Source organism: Pseudomonas entomophila, assembly GCF_018417595.1.
Lineage (GTDB): Bacteria > Pseudomonadota > Gammaproteobacteria > Pseudomonadales > Pseudomonadaceae > Aquipseudomonas > Aquipseudomonas entomophila_C.
In genome coordinates this window covers 1,212,025-1,231,058 of sequence record NZ_CP070982.1, presented here as the reverse complement: position 1 = coordinate 1,231,058, position 19,034 = coordinate 1,212,025, and the positions used below count along the sequence as shown (strand labels likewise).

17 protein-coding genes and 1 pseudogene are annotated in these 19,034 nt (G+C 62.7%); 6 read left to right on the top strand and 12 right to left on the bottom strand.

What is annotated here, in order from left to right:
• Positions 1-72: 72 nt before the first annotated feature.
• The 5 genes from pcaF to pcaR form a co-directional block, all read right to left on the bottom strand.
• Positions 73-1,278: a 3-oxoadipyl-CoA thiolase gene (gene pcaF / locus JYG34_RS05425; protein WP_213661117.1), complete on the bottom strand. Its 1,206-nt coding sequence runs from the start codon at positions 1,276-1,278 to the stop codon at positions 73-75.
• Complete coding sequence (locus tag JYG34_RS05420) at positions 1,275-2,054, bottom strand: CoA-transferase subunit beta (RefSeq protein WP_213659784.1); 780 nt, start codon at positions 2,052-2,054, stop codon at positions 1,275-1,277. The genes pcaF and JYG34_RS05420 overlap by 4 nt, the downstream gene beginning before the upstream one ends.
• On the bottom strand, positions 2,051-2,911 hold the full coding sequence (locus tag JYG34_RS05415) for a CoA transferase subunit A (protein ID WP_213659783.1): 861 nt from the start codon (positions 2,909-2,911) through the stop codon (positions 2,051-2,053). Before JYG34_RS05415 ends, JYG34_RS05420 begins: the two co-directional genes overlap by 4 nt.
• 174 nt (positions 2,912-3,085) lie before the next feature.
• Positions 3,086-4,432, bottom strand: a complete 1,347-nt coding sequence (locus tag JYG34_RS05410; protein ID WP_213659782.1) for an MFS transporter — start codon at positions 4,430-4,432, stop codon at positions 3,086-3,088.
• 420 nt (positions 4,433-4,852) lie between these two features.
• Positions 4,853-5,722: a pca regulon transcriptional regulator PcaR gene (pcaR, locus tag JYG34_RS05405; RefSeq protein WP_213659781.1), complete on the bottom strand. Its 870-nt coding sequence runs from the start codon at positions 5,720-5,722 to the stop codon at positions 4,853-4,855.
• 585 nt (positions 5,723-6,307) lie between these two features.
• Between pcaR and JYG34_RS05400 the strand changes: the two genes are divergently transcribed.
• A complete protein-coding gene (locus JYG34_RS05400) occupies positions 6,308-6,517 on the top strand; it encodes a hypothetical protein (protein WP_011532475.1) in 210 nt (69 codons plus the stop codon).
• 299 nt (positions 6,518-6,816) lie between these two features.
• Entirely contained in the window at positions 6,817-8,289 is a 1,473-nt protein-coding gene (locus JYG34_RS05395) for an inorganic phosphate transporter (RefSeq protein WP_011532474.1), read from the top strand.
• Between the two features lie 197 nt (positions 8,290-8,486).
• On the opposite strand, the gene JYG34_RS05390 is transcribed toward JYG34_RS05395, so the two are convergent.
• Entirely contained in the window at positions 8,487-9,962 is a 1,476-nt protein-coding gene (locus JYG34_RS05390) for a helicase HerA-like domain-containing protein (protein WP_213659780.1), read from the bottom strand.
• 172 nt (positions 9,963-10,134) lie between these two features.
• Here JYG34_RS05390 and JYG34_RS26590 point away from each other — a divergent pair.
• Both JYG34_RS26590 and JYG34_RS26585 read left to right on the top strand, forming a co-directional pair.
• Positions 10,135-11,151: pseudogene (locus JYG34_RS26590) on the top strand (HAMP domain-containing protein); the annotation flags it as partial.
• A gap of 93 nt (positions 11,152-11,244) precedes the next feature.
• Positions 11,245-12,009 carry a methyl-accepting chemotaxis protein gene (locus JYG34_RS26585; protein WP_373694313.1) on the top strand — a complete coding sequence of 255 codons (765 nt, stop codon included), beginning with the start codon at positions 11,245-11,247 and terminating at the stop codon, positions 12,007-12,009.
• Positions 12,010-12,150: 141 nt separating this feature from the next.
• Here the strand turns inward: JYG34_RS26585 and JYG34_RS05380 are convergent, their stop codons facing one another.
• Entirely contained in the window at positions 12,151-12,342 is a 192-nt protein-coding gene (locus tag JYG34_RS05380; protein ID WP_213659778.1) for a hypothetical protein, read from the bottom strand.
• A 15-nt stretch (positions 12,343-12,357) separates the two neighbouring features.
• Positions 12,358-13,209, bottom strand: a complete 852-nt coding sequence (purU, locus tag JYG34_RS05375; protein ID WP_011532470.1) for a formyltetrahydrofolate deformylase — start codon at positions 13,207-13,209, stop codon at positions 12,358-12,360.
• 298 nt (positions 13,210-13,507) lie between these two features.
• Between purU and mvaT the strand changes: the two genes are divergently transcribed.
• Positions 13,508-13,885 (top strand): histone-like nucleoid-structuring protein MvaT, encoded by a 378-nt coding sequence (gene mvaT, locus JYG34_RS05370; protein ID WP_213659777.1) that lies wholly within the window; start codon positions 13,508-13,510, stop codon positions 13,883-13,885.
• 71 nt (positions 13,886-13,956) lie between these two features.
• On the opposite strand, the gene sbcB is transcribed toward mvaT, so the two are convergent.
• The 3 genes from sbcB to JYG34_RS05355 all read right to left on the bottom strand — a co-directional run bounded on the left by sbcB (position 13,957) and on the right by JYG34_RS05355 (position 16,320).
• Entirely contained in the window at positions 13,957-15,387 is a 1,431-nt protein-coding gene (gene sbcB / locus JYG34_RS05365; RefSeq protein ID WP_213659776.1) for an exodeoxyribonuclease I, read from the bottom strand.
• 62 nt (positions 15,388-15,449) lie between these two features.
• Complete coding sequence (locus JYG34_RS05360; RefSeq protein WP_213659775.1) at positions 15,450-15,809, bottom strand: PilZ domain-containing protein; 360 nt, start codon at positions 15,807-15,809, stop codon at positions 15,450-15,452.
• Between the two features lie 124 nt (positions 15,810-15,933).
• Positions 15,934-16,320 carry a hypothetical protein gene (locus JYG34_RS05355; protein ID WP_011532466.1) on the bottom strand — a complete coding sequence of 129 codons (387 nt, stop codon included), beginning with the start codon at positions 16,318-16,320 and terminating at the stop codon, positions 15,934-15,936.
• Positions 16,321-16,500: 180 nt separating this feature from the next.
• On the opposite strand from JYG34_RS05355, the gene pyk reads away from it, so the two are divergent.
• Entirely contained in the window at positions 16,501-17,955 is a 1,455-nt protein-coding gene (gene pyk / locus JYG34_RS05350; protein ID WP_011532465.1) for a pyruvate kinase, read from the top strand.
• Between the two features lie 108 nt (positions 17,956-18,063).
• Here pyk and JYG34_RS05345 read toward each other — a convergent pair whose 3' ends face one another.
• Complete coding sequence (locus JYG34_RS05345; RefSeq protein ID WP_213659774.1) at positions 18,064-18,984, bottom strand: iron-sulfur-binding ferredoxin reductase; 921 nt, start codon at positions 18,982-18,984, stop codon at positions 18,064-18,066.
• Positions 18,985-19,034: the final 50 nt, after the last annotated feature.

Genomic DNA, 19,034 nt, shown 5'->3' with positions numbered 1-19,034 from the left:
ATTGCCGGGGCTGCCTTGCAGCCCTTTCGCGACACAAGGCCGCTCCTACGGGGGACCGTGCGCTACTCAGGATCAAACCCGCTCGATGGCCAGCGCCAACCCTTGGCCAACCCCGACACACATGGTCGCCAACCCTTTGCGCCCACCGCGCTTCTCCAACTGGTGCAACGCCGTCAGCACCAACCGTGCCCCGCTCATCCCCAGTGGATGCCCCAGGGCAATCGCGCCACCGTTGGGGTTCACCTGCGGCGCATCGTCCGCCACACCCAGCTCGCGCAGCACCGCCAGGCCCTGGCTGGCAAACGCTTCGTTCAGCTCGATGACATCGAAATCCGCCACCGCCACGCCCAGGCGCTCGGTCAGCTTGCGTACAGCCGGCACCGGGCCGATGCCCATCACCCGTGGCGCCACACCGGCACTGGCCATGCCCAGCACCCGGGCGCGTGGGGTCAAGCCATGCTTCTTGACGGCCTCGGCCGAAGCAAGAATCAAGGCCGCCGCCCCATCGTTGACACCCGAGGCATTGCCGGCGGTGACGGTCTTGTCCGGGCCATTCACCGGCTTGAGCTTGCTCAATGCCTCCAGCGTGGTGTCCGGCCGCAGGTGTTCATCGCGCTCGACCACGGTTTCGCCTTTCTTGTGAGCGATGCGCACCGGCACGATTTCCTCGGCAAAGAACCCCGCAGCCTGCGCGGCAGCCGCCTTCTGCTGGCTACGCAGGGCAAAAGCGTCCTGGTCGGCACGCGACACCTGATAGTCGTCGGCGACGTTGTCGGCGGTCTCGGGCATCGCGTCCACGCCATACTGGGCTTTCATCAACGGGTTGATGAAACGCCAGCCGATGGTGGTGTCCTCCAGCTTCATGTTGCGCGAATAGCCGCTCTCGGCCTTGCCCATGACGAATGGCGCACGGGACATCGACTCGACGCCGCCCGCGATGGCCAGCTCCATCTCGCCGCTGGCGATGGCACGGAAAGCGGTGCCGATGGCATCCATGCCCGAGGCGCACAAGCGGTTGAGGGTCACCCCGGGAATGCTTGCGGGCAAGCCAGCCAGCAACAGCGCCATGCGCGCGACGTTGCGGTTGTCCTCACCGGCCTGGTTGGCGCAGCCGAAGAACACTTCGTCGAGCCGGTCCCACTGCACGCCCGGGTTGCGCTCGATCAGCGCCTTGAGCGGCACCGCCGCCAGGTCGTCGGCACGCACGCCGGCCAGGGCACCGCCGAAGCGGCCAATGGGGGTACGGATGGCGTCGCAGATGAATACGTCACGCATCAGGCTTCTCCTGCCGTCTGGCCATGGGCGGCGGCGGTGCGGGCTTCGAGGTCGCGCAGGGCGGACAATTCGACGTCACTCGGCGCGGCGGTTTCCTGCACATCGTCGGCGAAGCGGATCGCCCAGCCGGTGGCGGCGATGATCTGCTCACGGGTCACCCCCGGATGGATCGCGGTGACCACGAACTCGTGGGTGCCCTCTTCCGGCTCCATGATGCACAGGTCGGTGATGATGCCGACCGGCCCTTCCCCTTGCAGGCCCAGGCGTTTGCGCGAATCGCCGCCTTCGCCATGGCCGACCGAGGTGATGAAGTCGAGCTTGTCGACGAACGCCCGCGGCGACTGCTTGAGGATGATCAGCACCTGCTTGGCGGAGCCGGCGATCTCCGGCGCGCCGCCGGCACCCGGCAGGCGGGTCTTCGGCGCGTGATAGTCGCCCACCACGGTGGTGTTGATGTTGCCGAAGCGGTCGACCTGGGCGGCGCCGAGGAAACCGACATCGATTCGCCCGCCCTGCAGCCAGTAGCGGAAGATCTCGCCGGTCGGCACCACGGTGTCTGCGGTTTCGGCCAGTTCGCCATCGCCGATCGACAGCGGCAGCACGCTGGGCTTGGCACCGATCGGACCGGACTCGTAGATCAGCACCACGTCGGGCGACGAGGTCAGGCGCGCCAGGTTGGCGGCCTTTGACGGCAGGCCGATACCGACGAAGCAGACAGCGCCGTTGCGCAGACGACGGGCAGCGGCGACGGTCATCATTTCGGAAGTGGAGTAGCTCATTGCGCGGCCTCCGCGGTACTGGCCAGCTTGGCCTGGAATTCAGTGAAGTCCTGGGTGCCACGGATGTAGGTGTCGATCCAGGCAGTGAACGACTCACGGCTGCGGGCGATCGGGTCCCAAGCCTGGTAGAAGCGATTGTCGCGCTCGTAGTAGCCATGGGCATAAGACGGATGAGCGCCGCCTGGTACCAGGCATACCGCGCTGAGTGCCCAGGTCGGCAGCACACAGGCATTCATCGGTGCATTCAGGTCATCGACGATCTCCTCGACGGTGACGATGCAGCGCTTGGCCGCCAGGGCCGCTTCCTTCTGCACGCCCAGGATGCCCCACAGCAGCACATTGCCCTTGCGGTCAGCCTTCTGCGCGTGAATCACGGTGACGTCCGGGCGCACCGAAGGCACGGCGGCGAGGACTTCGCCGGTGAATGGGCAGGTGACGCTCTTGATCAGCGGGTTGACCTTCGGCAGGTCGGAGCCGGCGTAGGCACGCAGCACCGCGAACGGCAGGCCGGAAGCACCGGCGACATAAGCGTTGGCCAGGTCAGCGTGGCTGTGCTCCTCGATTTCGATGGCATGCGGCCACTGCTTCTCGACGGCGTCGCGCAAGCGGTGCAGCGAACCGACACCGGGGTTGCCGCCCCAGGAGAAGATCAGCTTGCGCGCACAGCCGGCACCGATCAACTGGTCGTAGATCAGGTCCGGAGTCATGCGCACCAGGGTCAGGTCGCGCTTGCCCTGGCGGATGATCTCGTGGCCTGCGGCGGTCGGGATCAGGTGGGTGAAGCCTTCGAGGGCGACGCTGTCGCCATCCTGGATGAACTGCTTCACGGCCTCGTGAAGCGAGAGGATTGCTGCCATTGGAGACTCCTGGTCAGGACGAGTCGGGTCAGTGAGCAGCGGGCCGATGCATCGCTGCGATGGGCCCAGATTAAGGAGGATGCTGGCGGCGTTACAATCCGATAATCGCACTAATGTTCGATTATCGAACGGTTTGTTGGCTGGATCGACATCCCCTCAACTGTAGGAGCCTGGTCAGGTGGCGTCGGCGTGGCTCACCAACCCCTTCACCACCACCCCTACCGTCGCCAGTGCCGCCGGCACCAGCAAGGCCGTCAGCACCTGCTCGAAACTCCAACCCAACCCAAGCAAGGTCGCTCCGCTCCAGGCCCCCAGAATCGCACCGAACCGCCCGATCCCGAGCATCCACGACACCCCGGTGGCCCGTCCCTGAGTCGGGTAGAACCGCGCCGCCAACGAAGGCATGGCCGACTGCGCACCGTTGACGCACATGCCGGCGATCAGCACCAGTGTGGCCAGCAAGGTAATGTTGCCCAGGCTCTGTCCTACCGCATAGGCGAACACACCGGCCAGCAAGTAAAACAGGCCGATCACCGTGTGCGGATTGAAGCGATCCATGGCCCAGCCCACCGCCACCGCGCTGAGCACACCACCAAACTGGAACAAGGCACCGATGAACGCGGCTTGTTCCATGCTCGCGCCGCTGTCGCGCATCAAGGTGGGCAGCCAGCTGGTCAGCAGATAGACGATCACCAGGCCCATGAAGTAGGTCAGCCACAACAACAGGGTGCCCAAGCCATAGGTTGCGCAGAAGATCACCGCAAACACATTGCGCGTGGCCACCGCCTTCTGCTCCGGCACGCTGAAGCTCGACGCTTGCGCGACCACCGTCGGCGCGATGGGCGCCAGGGTCTTGCGAATCCTGTCCACACTGCGGTTGCGCACCACCAGGAAACGCGCCGACTCCGGCAGCCAGGCCAGCAGCACCAGCGCCAGCAGCAAGGGCAGCACCCCGCCGATCACCAGCAGGCTGTGCCAGCCATAGGCCGGGATCAGCTTGGCGGACATGAAACCGCCACCGGCCATGCCCAGGTTGAAACCACAGAACATGCTGGTCACCAACAGCGACTTGAGACGCTCAGGCGTGTACTCGGAAAGCAACGTGGTGGCATTGGGCATGCCCGCGCCCAGGCCGAGGCCTGTGAGAAAGCGCAGTACCAACAACTGGTCGACATTGCTGGCATAGGCCGAAGCCAGGCTGAACCCACCGAACACCAGCACTGCCGCCACCAGCACGCCCTTGCGCCCGAAGCGGTCGGCCAGCGGGCCGGAACCCAGCGCGCCAAACACCATGCCGATCAGCGCGGCGCTCATCACCGGGCCAAGGCTGGCGCGGTCGATCCCCCATTCCTGGGACAACGCCGGGGCGATGAAGCCCATGGCTGCGGTGTCGAGGCCATCGAGAAAGACAATCAGAAAGCACAGGATGACCACCCGCCATTGATAACGGGAGAGGGGCTGGCCATTGATGAACGACTGGACGTCGAGGCATTGGCCGACTAAGGATTGCGGTTTGTTCATTATTGTTATCCAGGAGAGAGGCGCAGGCAGGCGACTGCGTAAAAGTAAAACGCAGGGGCAGGAAACTTCTCGGATAGACAGGCGCTGGATCAGCCTGAGCGCAATGGCACCGTGCGCGGGTGCGGCCGCGACAACGAGAGAGGCGTTTTCATGGGGAGCCCTTCTGGCCTGTTGTTATTGTCGGGTCGGCAAAGCCGACTCGTGCGACAGACATTAATCAGCAGGCGTGGGCTGCGCAATTCATTGGAAACGAGATTGTGCGTTTATCGAACAGGAAAGCAGATGGGCTGTTCGATTAGTTAACGCATAACTTACCTGTAGGAGCGGCTTCAGCCGCGATCACCCGCTAAGCGGGTGCCAGACACCGCGTTGCCCGCATCGCGGCTAAAGCCGCTCCTACAGATTTTTGCTAACCCATTATCAACCGAACAACTGATGACAAAGATCCCGGCTGGCCGCCAGCAGGATCGGCAGGAAACGCTGCTCCAGCTCGCTGCGGCTGACCCGCCCAACATGAGTACTGACATTCAGCGCCGCCAGCACCTGCCCGGAGGCATCGTAGATCGGCACGGCAATCGAGCGCAGCCCTTGCTCCAGCTCCTGGTCGACCACGCACCAACCCTGCTGGCGCACCTGCTGGATGCAGGCGAACAACGACTCCGGATCATGCAGGGTACGACTGGTTCGGGCCTTGAGGTCGGCACGCTCCAGGTACTCGTGAAGACTGGCGTCGTCGAGCGCCGCCAGGAGAATCCGCCCCATCGACGTGCAGTAGGCCGGCAGCCGCCCGCCCACCGACAAGTCCACCGAGATCAGTCGCTCCACCGTGGCCGAGCGGGCTATATAAAGGATGTCGTCGCCTTCGAGGGTGGCCATGTTGGCCGCCTCGTGGAGCTGGTCGCTGATCCGGTCCAGGTAGGGTTGGGCCGAAACCGCCAGCGGGGTCGAGGACAGATAGGCGTGTCCCAGCGTCAGCACCTTGGGCAGCAATGAATAGGTGCGGCCATCGGTGGTGGCATAACCCAGCTTGATCAGGGTGTGCAGGCAACGGCGCACGGCCGCGCGGGGGATCTCCGTGCGATGGCTGATCTGGGCGATGGTCAGGTGCCGCTTGCGTTCCTGGAATGCCTGGATCACCGCCAGGCCACGGGCCAGGGAGGTCATGAAGTCCGGATCGCCGGTGAACGCCTGGATGCGCTTGGCCGCCGAAGCCACGATCGGCGGTGCCATGGCAGGCGTCGCGCCCTTTGCAGGTTCATTCGCCAGGGGGCCGTTGGTTTCTTCGCTCATGGACTCGCCTCAAAAAAACGCTGGTTCGTGCGATTATCGAACGAACGGCCGATAATCGCAATTGACCGCTGACACTTTTGCTTATACCTTTCCCCTGCCACATGTGGCTTCTTTGGAGAGACTGGTCAGGTACCCACCGTAGAAGTCCCAGGCAACGGCCTCGCCCTCCCGCGAGGCCGTTTTCATTTCAGCGGCTTGAAGTAAACTTCCACGCCTCAAGAAGCGTGAACTTCCTGCTGACGCGCGCAGAGCCGAATGCCCACGGCAGTCAATGACAACTTCAGTGACCTTGTCAGTAACAAGTAAAGAACGATAGTCTTCGACTTGGCGGTTGCTATAATCGCCCCGGTTGATTGTTCAAATGCACTATTACGGATCCAATCGACCCACCTTCGTCGCTTTCCGACCTTCAGGACCATCGCCTCAGGCATGGCTTGCCCAGTGGTGATCAAAGGCACTTTCCCAGGTTGCCCTTCACTCTCCACCCGTGTCCTCGCGACGAATCATTTCGCGCCGGCGGTGTGCCCACACATTATTTGTGTCCTGCAACGCCAGCGCCAAACTTCAACCTATTCAGGTATTACTGTGACGAAAGAAGAACTGCGCGCGGAACTCGAGCGCCAGGCTGAACGTTACAAGGATGTTTACGGTGGTGAAGTCACCACCTATGCCGCGCAACCCGAACCGGAGCGCAAACCCTGGCGCAAACGCGCCACTGTCCGCGACCAGGCCTTTGCCCAGGAACTGGAAAAGATGGAGAAGGAACTGCGCACCGAAGGTGATGAACCTGCATGATGCCATCGCGCGATCGGTGATCGCCTTGGCGCGCGTGAACGTGGTCGAAACAGCCTCGGTGAAATGGATTCACACAAATTTCATACAATCGTTTGAAACCTGGACTGAAATCCACTTACGCATCAAATCTTTGATTTTTCTAGAAATTGCCGAATTTTTCGCGCATTTTCAGCTGCCACCGCATTGCCAGCACCGCCATCGACGACACCCGCCGCCCTGCCATCGGTCAGCGGCAGGTGCATCGATTGCCATGGTTTTCTGGCATAATCCCGCCCCCCTAAGACCGCCAGAAAACCTTCATGATCGATTTATTCAGCGGACTGGATGCCTGGGTTATCGTGAGCCTGACGCTCGCTTTGACCTTCGTCCTCGCATTCGAGTTCATCAATGGCTTTCATGACACCGCCAACGCGGTAGCCACTGTCATCTATACCAAAGCCATGCCACCGCACCTGGCCGTGTTCTTCTCCGGTGTGTTCAACTTCCTCGGGGTTCTGCTCGGCGGTGTCGGGGTGGCCTACGCCATCGTCCACCTGCTGCCGGTCGAACTGCTGATCAATGTGAACACCGGGCACGGCCTGGCCATGGTCTTCTCGTTGCTGGCCGCAGCCATCACCTGGAACCTGGGCACCTGGTACTTCGGTATCCCGGCCTCCAGCTCGCACACCCTGATCGGCTCGATCCTCGGTGTCGGCCTGGCCAATGCACTGATCAGCGACATCCCGCTGGGCGATGGCGTGAACTGGCAGAAGGCGATCGACATCGCCACGTCGCTGGTCCTCTCGCCAATGGCTGGCTTTGCCGTTGCAGCCCTGGTGCTGCTCGGCCTGAAGTGGTGGCGCCCGCTGTCGAAGATGCACAAGACGCCCGAACAGCGCCGCAAGCTCGACGACAAGAAGCACCCACCGTTCTGGAACCGCCTGGTGCTGGTGATCTCGGCCATGGGCGTGAGCTTCGTGCACGGCTCCAACGACGGCCAGAAAGGCATCGGCCTGATCATGCTGGTACTGATCGGTATCGTCCCGGCCAAGTTCGTCCTCGACCTGAACAGCACCACCTACCAGATCGAGCGTACCCGCGACGCAACCATGCACCTGAGCCAGTTCTACCAGCGCAACGCCGCCACCCTCGGCGAGTTCCTGGCATTGGGCAAGGCGCAATCGAGCGACCTGCCGGAACAGTTCAGCTGCAACCCGCAGCAGACCGAACCGACCATCGCCGCCCTGCAGTCCTCGCTCGCCGGCGTGACCGACTACCGCGCCCTGAGCGCCGAGAAGCGCGTCGAAGTGCGCCGCTACCTGCTGTGCCTGGACGACACGGCGAAGAAGGTCGGCAAGCTGCCAGGCCTGGAAGCCCGTGAAAAGGCCGACCTGGAGAAACTGCGCAAGGACCTGACCGCCACCACCGAATATGCGCCGTTCTGGGTGATCGTCGCCGTCGCCCTGGCCCTGGGCCTGGGTACCATGGTCGGCTGGAAACGCGTGGTGCTGACCGTCGGCGAGAAGATCGGCAAACAGGGCATGACCTATGCCCAGGGCATGTCGGCGCAGATCACCGCGGCCTGCGCCATCGGCATGGCCAACATCTTCAGCCTGCCAGTGTCCACCACCCACGTGCTCTCGTCGGGCGTGGCCGGCACCATGGTCGCCAACAAGAGCGGCCTGCAGGGCGGCACGGTGAAGACCATCCTGCTGGCCTGGGTGCTCACCCTGCCGGCCTCGATGGGCCTGGCAGCCGGCCTGTTCTGGCTGGCCTCCAAGGCCATCGGCTGAGTGATTGCACTGTAATGAAAAAGGCGCCTTCGGGCGCCTTTTTCATTCTATATGTCCCTACACCACCCATGTATGAGCGGCCTTGTGCCGCGAAGGGGGGGCAAAGCGCCCCCTGATCTTCGGTTCACCTCAAGACTGCCAGGGCTGCTGCGCAGCCCCTTCGCGGCACAAGGCCGCTCCTGCAAGCACAAGCTGGCCTAGCGCTTCTTCCCACCCAGCAACGACCCCATCAAGCCACGCACCAACTGCCGGCCCAACTGATTAGCCGCCTGGCGCACCGCCGACTTGATTGCCTGTCCCGCCGCGCTTTGCAGGAATTCCCCGGCCTTGTCGGCAAAGCTATCCTCGTCCACCTTCGCTTGCGGCGCCGGCTCAACCGGTTCGCCCTTGCGCTGGGTGAGCATTTCATATGCTGACTCGCGATCGATCGGCTTGTCATAACGCCCCGCCAGAGGCGAGGCGCTGATCAGCGCCCCACGCTCGGCGGCAGTCAGCGGCCCGATCCGTGACTGGGGCGGCGCGATCAGCACTCGCTGGACCATCGCAGGCGTCCCCTTCTCCTCCAACGTGCCCACCAGCGCCTCACCGATACCCAGCTCGGTCAACACCGCCAGGCTGTCGAATGCAGGGTTGGGGCGGAAACCATCGGCCACGGCGCGCAGCGACTTCTGCTCCCTGGCCGTGAATGCCCGCAGGCCGTGCTGGATACGCAGCCCCAACTGGGCCAGGACAGCATCGGGCAGGTCCCCGGGCGACTGGGTGACGAAATACACCCCCACGCCTTTGGAGCGGATCAGCCGCACCACTTGTTCCAGACGGTCCTGCAAGGCCTTTGGAGTGCCATTGAACAGCAAGTGCGCCTCGTCGAAGAACAGCGCCAGCACCGGCTTGTCGGCATCACCACGCTCGGGCAACTGCTCGAACAGCTCAGCCAGCAGCCAGAGCAGGAAAGTCGCATAGACCTTGGGGGCGTCATGCACCAACCGGCTGGCGTCGAGCAGGTGGATGCGTCCGCGACCATCGCCGTCGACCCGCAGCAAGTCTTCCAGCTGCAGGGCCGGCTCGCCGAACAGCGCCTCGGCCCCTTGTTGCTCGAGGGTCGCCAATCGACGCAGCAGGGCTTGAGTGGAGGCGCTGGTCATCAGCGCGCTGTCCTCGCCCAGCAGTTGGGGGTTATCCTTCAGGTGCGCGAGCAGGGCCTTGAGGTCTTTCAGGTCGAGCAACAGCAGCCCTTCGCGGTCGGCCACCTTGAAGGCTGCGTACAGCGCGGCCTGCTGACTGTCGGTCAGTTCAAGCAGATTTCCCAGCAGCAAAGGCCCCATGTCGCTCAAGGTGGTGCGCAAGGGATGCCCGGATTGCCCGGCGACATCCCACAAGGTGACCGGATAAGCCTGTGGCCTGTGGTTCAACCAGGGCATCCCGGCGATTCGCTCGGCCACCTTGCCTTGGGGCGCACCGCTGGCGCCCAGGCCACACAGGTCACCCTTCACATCCGCGGCGAACACCGCGACACCCGCATCGCTGAACAGCTCGGCCAAGTGCTGCAAGGTGACGGTCTTGCCGGTACCGGTCGCCCCCGCCACCAAACCATGGCGATTGGCCAGGCGCATGGCCTGTGACACGGGCTGGCCATCAGGGCCAGCACCTACAACCATTTGCGAAGAATCTGACATCTTGCTTCATCCCCTACTCAAGTTCTGCCACCTGACTGCCGATATTTCAAAATGATTCTTCCCAGAAAGACAGTAACAACCCGAAAAGGACTCACGGGAATTGTTGCACTGTTTTCCAGCCGTGCTTTGTGCGAACGACCCGATAACAAAACCTTAGCGGACGCATCACGTCATGAATAAAAGCCTTCGTTTCAGCCACAAGATTCTTCTGGCGGCATCACTGATCGTGATCCTCGCCTTCAGCCTGTTCACCCTCTACAACGACTATCTCCAGCGTAATGCCATTCGCGCCAACCTGGAGAACTACCTGGCTGAAATGGGCGAATCGACGTCCACGAACATTCGCAACCTGTTCGAAGGGCGTATCAAACTGGTCGAGAACGTCGCCCAGAACCTCGCCCAATCACCACAGAACGCCGGCGCCCTGCTCGGCCAGAACGCCCTGACCTCAAGCTTCCTGACCATCTACCTGGGCCAGCCCGACGGCACCTTCACCGTGCGCCCCGACACCAAGATGCCCGACGGCTACGACCCGCGCGTACGCCCCTGGTACAAGGATGGCCTGAACGCCAATGGGCCGATGCTCACCGAGCCCTATATCGACATGGCCACCAACAAGATGGTCATCTCGATCGTCGACACTGCCTCGCGCTCGGTCGGCGTGGTCGGTGGCGACCTGGCCCTGGACGGCCTGGTGGAGATCATCAACGCGCTGAACTTCGGCGGCATGGGCTACGCCTTCCTGGTCAACGACCAGGGCAAGATCCTGGTGCACCCGGACAAGAACCTGGTGATGAAGTCGCTGTCGGACCTGTTCCCGCAGAACACCCCGCGCCTGTCCGGTGACCTGACCGAGGTCGAGCTCAATGGCCAGACCCGCCTGCTCACCTTCACCCCGGTCAAGGGCCTGCCTTCGGCCAACTGGTACATCGGCCTGTCGGTGGACAAGGATAAGGCCTTCTCGATGCTCAGCACCTTCCGCACCTCGGCGGTGATCGCCACCCTGGTGGCGGTGGTGATCATCATTGCCCTGCTGGGCCTGCTGATCAACGTGCTGATGCAACCGCTGCACACCATGACCCGCGCCATGGCGAACATCGCCGAGGGCGAAGGCGACCTGACCCGTCGCCTGGAAATCCACAACCACGACGAGTTCGGTATCCTCGGCACCGCCTTCAACCGCTTCGTCGAGCGTATCCACGGCTCGATTCGCGAAGTGTCGTCGGCCACCGAGCAGGTCAACGAAGTGGCCCTGCGAGTGATCAGCGCCTCCAACTCGTCGATGAGCAACTCCGACGAACAGTCCAACCGCACCAACAGCGTCGCCGCCGCCATCAACCAGCTCGGTGCCGCCGCCCAGGAAATTGCCGGCAACGCCGCCCAGGCCTCGCAACATGCCAGTTCCGCCCGCCTGCTGGCTGAGGAAGGCCAGCAAGTGGTGCAGCGCAACATCGATGCGATGAACCGCCTGTCGGACCTGATCGTCACCTCGAGCGAGCATATCGAGACGCTCAACAACAAGACCGTCAACATCGGCCAGATCCTCGAAGTGATCACCAGCATCTCCCAGCAGACCAACCTGCTGGCACTGAATGCCGCGATCGAGGCCGCCCGCGCCGGCGAAGCCGGGCGTGGTTTCGCCGTGGTGGCGGACGAAGTGCGCAACCTTGCCCACCGCACCCAGGAGTCGGCGCAACAGGTGCAGAAGATGATCGAGGAACTGCAGGTCGGCGCCCGTGAATCGGTCGACACCATGGGCCAGAGCCAGCGCCACAGCCAGGACAGCATGGACATCGCCAACCAGGCCGGTGAACGCCTGGGCAGCGTCACCCAGCGCATCGGCGAGATCGACGGCATGAACCAGTCGGTGGCCACCGCCACCGAGGAACAGACCGCCGTGGTCGACTCGATCAACATGGACATCAACGAGATCAACATGCTCAACCAGGAAGGGGTCGAGAACCTGCAGGCCACCCTGCGCGCGTGCTCGGACCTGGAGCAGCAGGCCGGGCGCCTGAAGCAGCTGGTCGGTAGCTTCCGCATCTGACCTGGAGCCGCCTGCGGGCGCTCCCATGGTGAACAGTGTTCGCTGTGGGGGCAACCGCCTTCTTATGCAGGCCGGTCTTGATAGGGCACAGGGGCCCCTTTGGAAGGGCTCCATGCCCCGCACTGGCACGCCCTGATCAAGTCACCGCCGTAGTTTGGCAACCGGCTCAGCGCTGGGCTCGCCAGACGCATTAAGTGCATCCCAAAGCTCGGCGGCACCGGGGAACTCGGTGCCGTCTTCATCGCTCATCGCATCGGGATCGAAACGGGCCAGGCAACCCTCGCCCAAGGTGGGCGGCGCCACGGCACCGGCCTTGTCACGTGGGTCTGCCATAGGCCAATGCTCGCCTCAGTTGAACACGACAGTCTTGTTGCCGTGGACCAGCACGCGGTCTTCCAGGTGATAACGCAGGCCACGGGCCAGGACCATCTTCTCCACGTCACGGCCGAAGCGGACCATGTCCTCGATGCTGTCAGCGTGGCTCACGCGCACAACATCCTGCTCGATGATCGGGCCGGCATCCAGCTCCTCGGTGACGTAGTGGCACGTCGCGCCGATCAGTTTCACGCCACGCAGGGCCGCCTGGTGATAAGGCTTGGCACCGACGAACGAGGGCAGGAAGCTGTGGTGGATGTTGATGACCTTCTCCGCGTACTCCTGGCACAGCTGCGGCGGCAGAATCTGCATGTAGCGCGCCAGTACCACGGCGTCGGCCGCGTATTCCTGAACCAGGCGCGAAACCTCGGCGAATGCCGGCTGCTTGTCTTTCGGGTCGACCGGGACATGGTGGAACGGAATACCGTGCCATTCGACCATGCTGCGCAGGTCGTTGTGGTTGGAGATCACGCAGGGGATCTCGCAGTCCAGTTCGTTGGTGTGCCAGCGGTGCAACAAGTCGGCCAGGCAGTGCGACTCGCGGCTGGCCATCAACACCACGCGCTTCTTCTGCGCCGAATCGGTGATACGCCAGGTCATGGAGAACTCTTCGGCGATCGGCGCGAAGGCCTCGCGGAAAGCCTCGATACCGAACGGCAGGGATTCGGCGCGGATCTCATGGCGCATGAAGAACCAACCGCTCTGTTCGTCGGAGTGGTGGCTGGCCTCGTTGATCCAGCCGTTGTAGAGGGCCAGGAAATTACTGACTTTTGCCACGATGCCGACGCGGTCGGGGCAAGCAATCACCAGTCGGTAGGTGCGCATGAGAAAGACTCCAAGAACTTCGCAAAGGGCCCATTCTAGCGGGCCGCCGGGAAAAACGCAGTATTGATCGACACACTGCGCGGGCCAGCCATACTCCACGGTCGACGCAGGACATCCCCCTTGTTTCGACGGGAAAATGACCCTGCCCCGCATGAATATGTAAATTTTTCTTAACCTAACAGTGACGCTATCACTCGCCATCATTAATTGATTCAATTTTTTTTATTGTTTACTTGCGAGTATCGCCTGTCTATTATTGCCCTCACTGTCCCCTTCCACATGAATTTAGGAACACTCCATGTCCCTGATCAACGAATACCGCGCTACCGAAGAAGCCATCAAGGAACTTCAAGCTCGCCTGGCCAACCTGTCGCAAGACGACAAACTGAAGAAAGAGCTGGAGTTCGAAGGCAAACTGCGCACCCTGATGGGCGAATACTCCAAGTCCCTGCGTGACGTGATCGCCCTGCTCGATCCGGAAAGCAAACTGAGCAAAGCGCCACGCGGCACCGCCAAAACCACCACTACCAAGCGTGCGCGCAAGGTCAAGCAGTACAAGAACCCGCACAATGGCGAGGTTATTGAAACCAAGGGCGGTAACCACAAAACCCTGAAAGAGTGGAAAGCCAAGTGGGGCGGCGACGTCGTCGAAAGCTGGGCCACCCTGCTGGACTGATTTGCGCACCGCGCTTCAGTTCCAACATGAAAACGCCGGCACTTGCCGGCGTTTTTGTTTGTCCATTCCCTTCAGATCTGGAAGTGCGCTTTCAGTTGCCCGGCATGGGCCTGCCAAGCCTCCAGCACCTTCCGCCCGGCCTCGTCAGCATTAACCAGACTGCTCTGGCATGCCATCTCGAAGTCACCGAGTGTATTGGGTGCTCCCCACTTCGGATCGCTCAGACGTTGCTGACAGAACCCATGCCAACGCGCGAGCTCCTGCTCATCAAGCGTGTCGGCAAAGTTGCGCGCACGGTAGCGGAACAGCAACTCCGGCAAGCGCGGATCATCGAACATCCAGTGCCCTTGACCCAGTTGAGCTGGATCCACGCCGCGCACTTGCTCGCACAAGCGCCGATCGCGATCCCCGAGGAAACCGTCATACAGCTGTTGTTCCGGATCCTCCGTCGGGGCAAACGCCTCTTCTTCAAAGATAATATCCAGCTTGTCGCGCCAGGTTGCCTGCTGATTGGCCAGATGGTCAGCATGCGACTGCAACGTCGACATCTCGATCCCCAGCCGCTGCTGATCTTGCGCACGTATTACCGATAACGGCGCCACGACTGGGCAACGATTGATATGCACCAACTTCAACGGCACCGGTAGTTCACCTTCGGCCATATCTTCACGGCGCGTGTACAAACGCTGACGCAACACTTGCGCACTTTCCTTCAGCAACGGCGCGCTGTCCTGGCCCAGGTCACACACTATCAACGCGTTGCGATTGCGCGGGTGCCAGGCCAGCGGCAACACCACGCCGATATAGTTGCGCTCCGCCGAAAAACGACCGGAGACATGCACTAAAGGCTGCAACAGGCGGATCTGCTCCATCACTTTATGTTTGCTGCGCAACTGGAACAGCCAGTCATACAACTTCGGTTGTCGATCACGAATCAAGCGGGCCAGGGCGATGGTTGCCCGCACGTCGGAAAGTGCTTCGTGGGCATGGCCGTGGTCAATGCCATTGGCCTTGCTGAGCAACTCCAGGCGCAGACTGGTGCGCCCGTCCTGCTGCGGCCAGACAATCCCCTCGGGGCGCAAGGCGTAGGCGGTACGCACCACGTCGATCAGGTCCCAGCGGCTGTTGCCGCCCTGCCACTCGCGGGCGTAGGGGTCGAAGAAGTTGCGATAGAGGCTGTAACGGGTAACTTCGTCATCGAAGCGCAATGTGTTGTAGCCGGCCCCACAGGTACCTGGGCGCGCCAGTTCGGTGTGCACGCGCGTCATGAACTCGGCCTCGCACAGCCCCTGGCTGGCCAGCTGCTGCGGCGTGATGCCGGTCACCAGGCAAGCGGCAGGGTGCGGGAGGATATCGTCCGAGGGGCGGCAGTAGAGGTTGATCGGTTCCTCGATCTCGTTGAGGTCGAGGTCAGTGCGCACACCGGCCATCTGCAGCGGGCGGTCGCAACGCGGATTGATACCGGTGGTTTCGTAGTCGTGCCAGAAGATGCTGGAGCTCACGGGGTCTTCCTGTAACAAGGTCGACCAGAGTCTAGCGGGCTGTACCGGGCCTGGGCCAGTGCTCAGGCAGAAGCATTCACGGGGCGGAAGCTGAAGAAGGCACGCAGAGAGCGAACGAACTCATCGTATTCCTGGGGGGCCTGCAGCAGCATGAAGCCAGCATCGTAGTGCCCCGGCGTCTCGTCTTCACGGCACCACAGGCAACTGGCAGTGAGGTTGATGAACTGCAGCCCGCCGCCGGCCAGCGGCACGCGCAGTTGCAGCTCGAAGTCCGGCCCTGCCAGGATCGGCAACTGGCTGATCAGCATCAGGCCATCTTCGGATGCGTTGCCCAGGTAACCGATCTGCTGGTCGGTGAAGCGGTTGAAAACCTTGAGCACGCAGGGGAGCTGATGGCGTTGGATATGGCGTTCGATGAACATGGTCGCAGCGCGTTCCTGTACCTGGAGCCAGGAAGACAAGGTACTGGCGATAATCGATACAACATGTTTAACAGATTAGCCCAGTCGGCGGCAGCCTCTACATGAAATCATGGAAACCTTGGCATTAACGCCAAGGTGTAGTGTTCACCGGATTGGCCACCGCCGCTTCCGTGCCACGCAGGTGGCCCAGCTTCTCCAGCGTCTGCAGACGGGCCTGGGCACGGTAGGCGTATTCGTTGCGCGGGTACTGCTGGATCAGGTACTGATAAGTCTGCGCGGCATCGACGAAGAGCTTCTGGCGCTCCAGGCACTGGCCACGCAGCAACGACACTTCCGGGTGGATGAACGGGCGGGCACGGCTGGTGCGGTCGACCTGCGACAGCTCCAGCATCACTTTCGAGCAATCACCGCGGTCGTAGGCGCGGTAGGCGTTGTTCAGGTGATGGTCCATGGACCAGCGGGTGCAGCCGACGACACTGGCCGCCATGGTCAAAACGATCAGGGTGCGCATGGGAATTCTCCTTTGATGGCAGTGTATCGGCCTTTTTCGACAAATCTTCACAGGCATTTGCAAGCATACCTCGACCGTTCACATGCCACCCACGCGCGTGCACAGGTAGTGCAACGGAACAATGACTACAGCGAGATTCAGGAGTAGCCTTTCGCTGCGCTTCACTATAGGAGTCTGTGCATGTCCATCCGCCGCACCAAAATCGTCGCCACCCTTGGCCCCGCCAGCAACTCGCCGGAAGTGATCGAACAGCTGATCCTCGCCGGCCTGGACGTGGCACGTCTGAACTTCTCCCACGGCACGCCGGACGAGCACAAGGCCCGCGCCCGCCTGATCCGCGACATCGCCGCCAAGAACGGCCGTCACGTCGCGCTGCTGGGCGACCTGCAAGGTCCGAAGATCCGTATCGCCAAGTTCGCCAACAAGCGCATCGAACTGAAAGTCGGTGACACCTTCACCTTCTCCACCGCCCACCCGCTGACCGAAGGCAACCAGGATATCGTCGGCATCGACTACCCCGATCTGGTCAAGGACTGCGGCGTCGGTGACGAGCTGCTGCTCGACGATGGCCGCGTGGTCATGCGCGTCGAGACCGCCACAGCGGACGCCCTGCGCTGCGTGGTGATCGTCGGCGGCCCGCTGTCCGACCACAAAGGTATCAACCGCAAAGGCGGCGGCCTGACCGCCCCGGCCCTGACCGAAAAAGACAAGGCCGACATCAAGCTGGCCGCGGAAATGGACCTGGACTACCTGGCCGTGTCGTTCCCGCGTGACGCCAAGGACATGGAATACGCCCGCAAGCTGCGTGACGAAGCTGGCGGCAGCGCCTGGCTGGTGGCCAAGATCGAACGCGCCGAAGCCGTGGCCGACGACGAGACGCTGGACGGCCTGATCGCCGCCTCCGACGCCGTGATGGTGGCCCGTGGCGACCTGGGTGTGGAAATCGGCGACGCCGAGCTGATCGGTATCCAGAAAAAGATCATCCAGCACGCCCGCCGCAACAACAAGGCGGTGATCGTGGCAACCCAGATGATGGAGTCGATGATCCAGAACCCGATGCCGACCCGCGCCGAAGTGTCCGACGTGGCCAACGCCGTGCTCGACAACACCGACGCGGTGATGCTGTCGGCCGAAAGCGCCGCCGGTGCCTACCCGATCGAAGCCGTCCAGGCCATGGCGCGCATCTGCATGGGCGCTGAAAAGCACCCGACCAACCAGAAGTCCAGCCACCGCCTGCACACCACCTTCGAGCGCTGCGACGAGAGCATCGCCCTGGCGGCCATGTACACCGCCAACCACTTCCCGGGCGTCAAGGCGATCATCGCCCTCACCGAAAGTGGCTACACCCCGCTGATCATGTCGCGCCTGCGTTCGCACGTGCCGATCTTCGCCCTGTCGCCGCACCGCGCAACGCAAGCGCGCGCGTCGATGTTCCGCGGCGTCTACCCGATCGCCTTCGACCCGGCTTCGCTGCCGGCCGACAAGGTGAGCCAGGCGGCGGTCGACGAGCTGCTCAAGCGTGGGCTGGTGGAGCAAGGTGACTGGGTGATCCTGACCAAGGGCGACAGCTACCACACCATCGGTGGCACCAACGGCATGAAGATCCTGCACGTGGGTGATCCGCTGGTCGGCTGATCTGCTTCAAGCGGGTCTCCTTGCAAGCCCGCTCCCACAGGGACCATGTTTTTCCTCTGTGGGAGCGGGCTTGCCCGCGAAGGGGCCCGTACAAGCTACGGCAACACGTCAGGCATGCTCGGTGAACACATCCGCCAAGACCTGATTGCGCGGCACCCCGGCAATGAACAGCCGCCGCGCAAACCGCTCGACACTCCCCGGCGCCCCGCACACCAGCGCCATCGTCTGCCGCGAAGACGGCCGCAACCTCGCCAACGCCTCCTCCAACTGATCCGCCAAGACCAGCTCGACAGTCACACCTGCCATTCGCGACAACGGCTCGGCCAGGTAATGCCCTGCCTGATCGCGTGCCACATGCATCACCCTGATCTCCCCTTGATGCCCCTGGCGCAATGCCTCGCGCAAAATGCCCCACAAGGGTGCAAGCCCTGTACCGGCCGCCAGCAGCCAGAGTGGGCGCCCGTGCCAGTCCGGGTCATAGTGCAATGCACCACCGCGCAACTCGCCAAGCCTCATTGCGTCGCCCACCTTTAGTTGCCTGGCACGGTCGCAGAATGCGCCAGGACGACTGCAATCGATGTGGAACTCCAGGAAATCCTCCTCCCCGGGCAGGCTCGCCAATGAATAGGGCCGTGCGGCATCAGCACACCACAGCACCAGGTGCTGTCCGGCCTGGTAGCGCAGTGGCCTTTCAGGTTGCAGGCGCAGGCACAGCACATCGCCGAACCAGGCCAACTCACGCACCCATGCGGGCAACCCGTCGCGCTGCGGATCGAACAATGCCACCCGCAAGTCGCCGCTGACCGAACACTGGCAGGCCAGCCGCCAGCCTTGCTCGCGCTTGTCCGCCGCCAGCGCCTCGGGCTTGGCGTCGTCGGGCTGCCCATCCAGGCAACGCACCAGGCAGGCATGGCAACTGCCGGCACGGCAGCTGTAGGGCACAGCACAGCCCGCGTCGTTGAGCGCGTCGAGCAGGTTGCTGGCGGTTGGTACTGTCCAACGGTGTTCGCCCACGCATAGTTCAGGCATGTGTTCTCCAGTGGGGGCGGATTCGAGAGCGGTTCGCCGGCAAGCCGGCT

Coding starts and splice junctions, on each gene's coding strand:
- JYG34_RS05420 (WP_213659784.1), bottom strand. CDS start 2,054: ATGAGCTACTCCACTTCCGAAATGATGACCGTCGCCGCTGCCCGTCGT.
- JYG34_RS05415 (WP_213659783.1), bottom strand. CDS start 2,911: ATGGCAGCAATCCTCTCGCTTCACGAGGCCGTGAAGCAGTTCATCCAG.
- JYG34_RS05410 (WP_213659782.1), bottom strand. CDS start 4,432: ATGAACAAACCGCAATCCTTAGTCGGCCAATGCCTCGACGTCCAGTCG.
- pcaR (WP_213659781.1), bottom strand. CDS start 5,722: ATGAGCGAAGAAACCAACGGCCCCCTGGCGAATGAACCTGCAAAGGGC.
- JYG34_RS05395 (WP_011532474.1), top strand. CDS start 6,817: ATGATCGATTTATTCAGCGGACTGGATGCCTGGGTTATCGTGAGCCTG.
- JYG34_RS05390 (WP_213659780.1), bottom strand. CDS start 9,962: ATGTCAGATTCTTCGCAAATGGTTGTAGGTGCTGGCCCTGATGGCCAG.
- JYG34_RS26585 (WP_373694313.1), top strand. CDS start 11,245: ATGAGCAACTCCGACGAACAGTCCAACCGCACCAACAGCGTCGCCGCC.
- JYG34_RS05380 (WP_213659778.1), bottom strand. CDS start 12,342: ATGGCAGACCCACGTGACAAGGCCGGTGCCGTGGCGCCGCCCACCTTG.
- purU (WP_011532470.1), bottom strand. CDS start 13,209: ATGCGCACCTACCGACTGGTGATTGCTTGCCCCGACCGCGTCGGCATC.
- mvaT (WP_213659777.1), top strand. CDS start 13,508: ATGTCCCTGATCAACGAATACCGCGCTACCGAAGAAGCCATCAAGGAA.
- JYG34_RS05360 (WP_213659775.1), bottom strand. CDS start 15,809: ATGTTCATCGAACGCCATATCCAACGCCATCAGCTCCCCTGCGTGCTC.
- JYG34_RS05355 (WP_011532466.1), bottom strand. CDS start 16,320: ATGCGCACCCTGATCGTTTTGACCATGGCGGCCAGTGTCGTCGGCTGC.
- pyk (WP_011532465.1), top strand. CDS start 16,501: ATGTCCATCCGCCGCACCAAAATCGTCGCCACCCTTGGCCCCGCCAGC.
- JYG34_RS05345 (WP_213659774.1), bottom strand. CDS start 18,984: ATGCCTGAACTATGCGTGGGCGAACACCGTTGGACAGTACCAACCGCC.